A 6,526-nucleotide genomic window follows, 5' to 3' on the forward strand; every position below is an offset into this window, starting at 1 on the left:
TCGGGCACGGCCTCGCCACGTTCTCCCTCGGTGGCCAGGAGAAGCCAAGGTCCGCCATGGTCGGGTCGCTCTCCAGATTTGAGCACGCTGGTCGACCTCCGCCCGGCGGGACGGCGTGGACGATCCCCATGCTTGCTACTTGAAGCGGGTTGCCCGTCACGTTCACGGTTCGGGTCTGGGCGGTGCCGCAGTGGTACGCCATGATCCGATGATCGTCATCTGGGGACGCTGAGTCTCCCAAACGGCTTAACCGTAGCTCTCAGCCCAGAAAAGGCATCGCTGGTCAACCGCTTGACGGCGCGGGCAGCAGCCCCCCGGCGTTACCGGCCCCTAACCAGCATTGCCGTTGACTACTACCGGGAGGCCATTATCAGCGTCTGCGCGTCGTCGGACCCATCGGATAGCCCAGCGTGGACGCCGATCACGAATGCTCCCAGTCTCGACAGGCCAGGGCTCCCGCAAACTTCCGCTCGTGGCCGGCACGTCAGGGAGCTGATAGCTCCCGCATCGACCCGCACCTGCGTCATGGTCAACGGTCAATCGCGAACCCTGGCTACAACAGGCCCTCGACCCCGGTCACCGCGAGCTTCTCGAACCACACCCGGGCCAGCGCCACGTCCGTGGTCTGCGTGCATACCGCCAGCGCGGGCGGCGCGTCGACGAGCAGCTGCACCAGGTGGGCCCGCCGTTGTCGTAGCGGCCGGCCGCATCTCGCACACCAGCACTTCCACCTCCGGTGAAGCCCGATGCGGGCACCCGTCCGGACGCCGAGACCGGTCCTGCAAGCCGGCCAGCCCTTCCTCGGCATAGCGGCGCAACCAGACATGAAGACTCTGCCGCGACGCCCCGGCCTTCTGGGCTACCTCGGTCACCGGACCACCGGCCAGCACCGCCATGACGGCCTGATATCGCTGTTCCACGATCGACATTCCCACCAGCGCAAATCGAGGACGAGCCGGGCCGGTTGGTGGAAGTGCCGGGGTTGGGTCCGAAGCGCACGGCGAAGATCACCGACGCGTGGGCGGAGCAAAGGCCATCAAAGAAGTGATGATCTTCCTGCAAGGTGTGCGGGTGTCCACCTCAATCGCGGTGCGGATCTACAAGAAGTACGGCGACGCCTCGATCAGCGTTGTGAAGAGTGAGCCGCACCGGCTGGCCGCCGATGTGTGGGGATCGGGTTCAAGACCGCTGACACGATCGCGCAGGCCGTGGGGATCCCGCACGACAGCCCGCAGCGGGTCATGGCCGGGTGGCAGTACACGTTGTCGCAGGCCGCCACCGAAACGGTGCCGACGGTCCCGTCCCGGCGACCTATCTGGTGCCGTTCCACCGCGCCGAACAGTCCTTGGCCAGTTCGGTGTTGCGGCTGCTCGGCGACCGCGCGGACCGGATGGCGCAGTTCACTGGTGTCGATTGGGACAGGGCGCTGGCTTGGCTGAAGGCACGTACCAACACCGACCTGGCCCCGGAACAGCAGCAGGCCGTCCGGTTGGCGCTGACCTCGAAAGTCGCCGTCCTGACCGGCGGACCCGGCTGCGGGAAAAGCTTCACCGTTCGTTCGATCGTTGAACTCGCCGCCGCCAAAGAAAGCGAGGATCCTGCTCGTCGCGCCGACCGGGCGGGCAGCGAAACGCCTGGCCGAGACTGACCGGCAAACCCGCCGCGACGGTGCACCGGCTGCTGAAGCTGCAACCCCACGGCGAACCCACCTACGACCGCGACACACCACTCGACTGGATCTGCTGGCGGTGGACGAGGCATCCATGCTCGATCTGATCTTGGCCAACAAACTGATCAAAGCCGTTCCGCCCGGGGCGCATCTGCTGTTGGTCGGTGACGTCGACCAGCTTCCGTCTGTCGGCGCCGGGGAGGTGCTGCGGGATCTGCTCGCCGCGGCCACTGTTCCCCGGGTTCGCCTGACCCAGGTGTTCCGGCAGGCCGCCGACTCCGGGGTGGTCAGCAATGCCCACCGGATCAACGCCCGCCGACCACCGATCCTGCAGGGCATGAGCGACTTCTTCCTCTTCGGTTGCGACAACACCGAAGCCACGGCCGCTCTCACCGTCGACGTGGCGTGCACCCGGATCGCGAAACGGTTCGGGCTGGACCCGCGCCGTGACGTGCAGGTCCTCGCGCCGATGAACCGCGGCCCGGCGGGGGCCGGTGCGTTGAACACCCTGTTGCAGCAGCAGCTCACCCCGGCCCGGGAAGGTCTGCCGGAATTCTCGCGGTTGCGTGACCTGCCGCCGATAGGCCAGCGGTGTGCTGGCGTCGATGTCAACGCCGCCCGAATGTTGACCATGTAGTTCCGGGCGGGTTCTAGGGCAGTTCAACTGGTCGTCGCAATGCCCCGTGATCGCGGAGGTGTTCGATGGCACGACATCAGCAGCAGGCGGATCGGGCGTTGCGGCGGTCGATGCGTTCGCCGGGTAGGACGGCGACTCACGGCCGCCGCGCAATCCTATTTAGGTGCCGGCGCTCTCGTAGCGACGCAGTCCGCGCCGAAAGATCGAGAAGGCCGTCGTCAAGCAGTACAAAGCAACCAGGGGAGTCAATAGTCCAATCCAGGGGGCGCTGCCCTCCTCCAGCAGAAATGCCACCGGGAAAAAGCTGATAAAAGCGAACGGCAGCACGAAGCCGAGCACTGCCTTAAGTGCTAGCGGATAGATGCTCAGTGGGAAGCGGGCAAGGTCGCCGGCCTGGTGCACGGCTAGAGCGAAGACGGGTATCGAACTCTCCAGCCAAAACGACACGGAGTTCGTGGCTAGGTTGATCGCTACCTTGATGACGACTGCGCTGGCCAATAGGAATACCCCGCTCAGTACGCGCCATGGGGACCACGCTACGCTGAGATGAGCTAATGCTACACCGATCATCGAACCCCCCATGACAATGTTGCTTAACCCGTTGATACCGATGTCTGCGCTGCTCGCTTGCAGCACCACGGGGTAGGGTCGCACCATGAAGTAGTCGAGTTCTCCCGTGTTGATCTGCCATGCCAGGCGCCACAGGCCCTCAAAAAAGAACGAGCCGAACCCCTCGGCGAACGATACTAGGCCGAACATCATTACAACGGCCCAAAAAGTCCAGCCGTTGAGATCCGGAACCTTGGCGAAGAGGGCGGCCAGGAAGGCAATGTTGATAACTTGTAATAGCACTGTCGCGGCGGCCAGAATCCAGAAGTCGGCTTCGTACTCGAGCAACGCCCGCAGATGCGCCCCGAGCAGACGGAAATAGAGCCGTACAATCCGCATGGGTTCAGCCGCCGTTCACGGTCAACTTGCGGATGGCGGCCCGCCAGACCAGCCGAGAGCCGAACCAGAGCACCACAACCCAGACCAATTGCATGCATACTAGGGTCAAACCTTGTTGAAGGCCGACTCTTCCAATGAAGATTAGCGCTGGGGTCGACGTCAAGCCAGCGAAGGGCGACCACTGGGCGGCGGCGGCCAGCCAGTCTGGCAAATAGGCAAGGGGAATTAACGCTCCAGACAGCAGGTTTACCACGGCAAGGCGGGCGCTTTGCACGCCGATATAGCTTTGCGTCCAGAAACATGCCAGCGTACTGGCATAAACGATGAGAAACTTAAGCGGGACCACCAATGCCATGCTAGTAATGAATAGAGCGAGTGCCGAGCGGCTCGGAAGGATTACACCTCCGGTAAGCAGAAGAGTAACGCAACCGGCCAAGGCGATCATGATTATTTCAATCCATACGCCGCCGAGCGTTTCGGCCAGCCGCGCCTTCTGGTAGTCGACCGGTTTTACAATGTCCAGCGCCACCAGTCCGCTTTGTATACGCGACGCCATGCGGAAGTCTGTTGCGAGAGATACCAGCGTCCCCGAGGCGAAGGCCACAAGCAAGTACGCCTGCATTTGCGGCCAAGTGAAGCCTTGCACCGACGTGTCGCGGAGGATTGCCCGCCACACCGCCAGTAAGGCGACCAACTGGAACAGCACGCCACTCAGGCCGAGCAGGAAGTTGGTTCGATAAGACAGCGCGCTTAACGCGACGCCACGGGCCAATGCGAGGTATGCTTTCACGGTGTCGTTTCGTCGAGCACTAGCTCGCCCGAGTAGACACGGCGGATGACGTCTTCAATATTCGGCTCGTCAACCCGAATATCCACTAGGTTCTCTAACTCGGCCAAAGCGTTGACCGCCTGCCCCGCAGTCATAGTGAACCGGTCGAACCGCACCGAGAAGTGCAGCGGCGTTTTCCCGGCGGCGACCTCCGCCTCGGGAAGGGTTGTGCGCAAAACCTCCATTGGCACTGGTCGTTCGACCATGACATGAAGGATGCGCTCGCGGGCGAATCGGTCCTTTACCGCCACAAAGTCGCCGTCGAATATGATGCGCCCCGCGTCGATGATCACAAGCCGCTGGCAGAGTTCTTCGATATCCGCCAGGTCGTGGCTCGTCAACATCAGCGTGGTGCCTTCATCTCGGATCGTGCGGAGAAAGTCTCGAACCCGGTCCTTGACTACGAGGTCTAGCCCGATGGTGGGCTCGTCGAGGTATACGATCCGCGGTCCGTGCAGCAGCGCCGCAGCCAAGTCCGCGCGCATACGCTGCCCCAGAGACAATCGGCGCCCCACCACCGGCAGGATTTCGCCGAGATCGAGCACCTGATCAAAGCGATCTAAGCGCTTGCGGTACGTGGCCGCGTCCACGCCGTAGATGTCGCGTAGCACGGCGAGGGACTCGCCGACCGGCAGGTCCCACCACAGTTGAGTGCGCTGGCCGAATAGCACCCCCAGACGGTGGGCGATCGCGATGCGGTGCCGTTGCGGGTTTAAGTCGTCGATGCGGACCTCCCCGGCGGTGGGCACCAGAATGCCGCTCAGCAACTTCACTGTGGTCGACTTGCCAGCGCCGTTAGGACCGACGTACGCGACCGCCTCGCCTTCCTCGATGGACAGGTCGAGGTGGTCAACTGCGACTGTGTCAGTGAACCGCCGGCTGATTAGATGCTTGAGCGCCCCGGCGAGCCCAGCCTCCTTTTCCGGCCGGCGGAACACCTTGGTGAGCCCGTGAGCTTCGACAATCGGCACAGACATACCTTAAGAGCATTGGGCCTCCATCGCCATCGGGCTGGACGGTGCACGTGATGCCGGACATCTCATCGCCACCTCGCCAACCGCATCCCGCCAACTCCGTTGTCAAGGGTCAGAACGAAGTCCGTAACAAGCGCCGATCGAGATGGCAGGGCCTCGCGCCAGGCCGACGGGCGCTGTTAGCTCTGGCGCACGTGCGCAACGGCGAGACCTAGTACCCGGCTCGCCGCCGGATTCGGGATCGGCGTCGCCACCGCCTGACGCTGCGTCCAGAAGCGATCGCCCGGCTCGCCGCCGATGCCGACGACCTGGCCACGGCGATCAGCGCATCCGACGTCTGGCGTACGCGATCCTCATCCCGATCGAACGGGTCGCCGATCAGAAGCCGTACTACTCGGGCAAAGGCAACGCCACGGCGTGAACGTGCACGTCACCGCCGATGCGGCGCCGGGCGGCTCGTGTGGGCGTCACCAGCATTGTCGGGCTCGGCGCATGACCTGTCTGCCGCCCGGTCCTTCGGCATCATCGACGCGTCGACCAGCGCGAAGGTGACGACGTTCGACGACAAGGGATACAGGGCGCCCGCGGCAGCGTGCGCACACCGTTCAAACGACGCCGCTTCCGGTCGACATTGCCACGCCGGCAGAACGGGTTCAACCGGGCACACGCGAAGATCCGCGCCCGGCGAGCGCGCCATCGCCCTGCTCGAGACCTGGACCACCAAGTCAAACTGCGCTGTTGCCTCCGCCGCGCAACAGTTATCGTGCAAGGCAATCCTCTTACTGCACCGCATCCAAGCGAACCGCTACACAGCATGAAAAGTGGCTCGATGAGACGTCCAGAACCGGAGGAGGGCACACGTTGAGCACGGAGTTTGGAGGGCGATTACGGGGGTACGGGGTCCCAGTCTGGAGTCCGCCATGTATCTACAGCTCAAATGCAGGGTCCACAGCGCTGTCCATCAGAGCGTTGCCTTTGCCTCGGTTAGGCGTGCGGCCCCCGTTAATGAGGCATCGATCGTATTAAACCGTTACCGACGTATCCGAGCCCGGGAATCAATGAAAGAATGCGCATCCTATTTATATCAGGGAACTACCATCCGGTTATAGGTGGTGCCGAAACCTACGCGAAGGAGTTGGCGCGCGGCATGGTGCGCGCCGGGCATGAGGTCTGTATTGTCACGCCAGGCGATCATTCTACCGTTGCGGGAGATCACATCACGACGGAAGCCGGCGTTCAAGTCATACGTTTAGGCGCATTCATGCGCGCGCTTCTCACGGGCGAAAAGGCGCCGTGGGAGCAACTCTACTTCGACATACTTGACGCAATACATGCACACGCGGACCTGTCAAGGTTCGATGTCATTCACGCCAACAGCCACGAAACGGCAATAATCGGATCTATGCTGAAACTGGAGGGCGGCATACCGCTGGTGGTCACCTCCCATGAGATGGGCCGGGAAAAAACCG

4 protein-coding genes and 4 pseudogenes are annotated in these 6,526 nt (G+C 63.0%); 4 read left to right on the plus strand and 4 right to left on the minus strand.

The window, feature by feature from the left end:
- Positions 1-704 precede the first annotated feature (704 nt).
- Positions 705-929: pseudogene (locus AB0M20_RS20710) on the minus strand (leucine zipper domain-containing protein); the annotation flags it as partial.
- A 118-nt stretch (positions 930-1,047) separates the two neighbouring features.
- On the opposite strand from AB0M20_RS20710, the pseudogene AB0M20_RS20715 reads away from it, so the two are divergent.
- Both AB0M20_RS20715 and AB0M20_RS20720 read left to right on the plus strand, forming a co-directional pair.
- Positions 1,048-1,439 (plus strand): annotated as a pseudogene (locus AB0M20_RS20715) (helix-hairpin-helix domain-containing protein).
- A pseudogene (locus AB0M20_RS20720) lies at positions 1,391-2,306 on the plus strand (AAA family ATPase). The pseudogenes AB0M20_RS20715 and AB0M20_RS20720 overlap by 49 nt, the downstream one beginning before the upstream one ends.
- 159 nt (positions 2,307-2,465) lie before the next feature.
- Here AB0M20_RS20720 and AB0M20_RS20725 read toward each other — a convergent pair.
- Genes AB0M20_RS20725 through AB0M20_RS20735 form a run of 3 tightly spaced genes read right to left on the minus strand, consistent with a single transcriptional unit; the run spans position 2,466 to position 5,054 of the window.
- Entirely contained in the window at positions 2,466-3,254 is a 789-nt protein-coding gene (locus AB0M20_RS20725) for an ABC-2 family transporter protein (protein ID WP_364300407.1), read from the minus strand.
- Positions 3,255-3,258: 4 nt separating this feature from the next.
- Positions 3,259-4,044: an ABC-2 family transporter protein gene (locus AB0M20_RS20730; protein ID WP_364300409.1), complete on the minus strand. Its 786-nt coding sequence runs from the start codon at positions 4,042-4,044 to the stop codon at positions 3,259-3,261.
- Positions 4,041-5,054, minus strand: coding sequence for an ATP-binding cassette domain-containing protein (locus AB0M20_RS20735; RefSeq protein WP_364300411.1), 1,014 nt, complete (start codon positions 5,052-5,054; stop codon positions 4,041-4,043). Before AB0M20_RS20735 ends, AB0M20_RS20730 begins: the two co-directional genes overlap by 4 nt.
- Positions 5,055-5,182: 128 nt before the next feature.
- Here AB0M20_RS20735 and AB0M20_RS20740 point away from each other — a divergent pair.
- Positions 5,183-5,875 (plus strand): annotated as a pseudogene (locus tag AB0M20_RS20740) (transposase family protein); the annotation flags it as partial.
- A 248-nt stretch (positions 5,876-6,123) separates the two neighbouring features.
- Positions 6,124-6,526: glycosyltransferase (locus AB0M20_RS20745; protein WP_364300413.1), on the plus strand; the 403-nt coding region annotated here is incomplete at its 3' end.

This window comes from Actinoplanes sp. NPDC051633, from assembly GCF_040681735.1.
Taxonomy (GTDB): domain Bacteria; phylum Actinomycetota; class Actinomycetes; order Mycobacteriales; family Micromonosporaceae; genus Actinoplanes.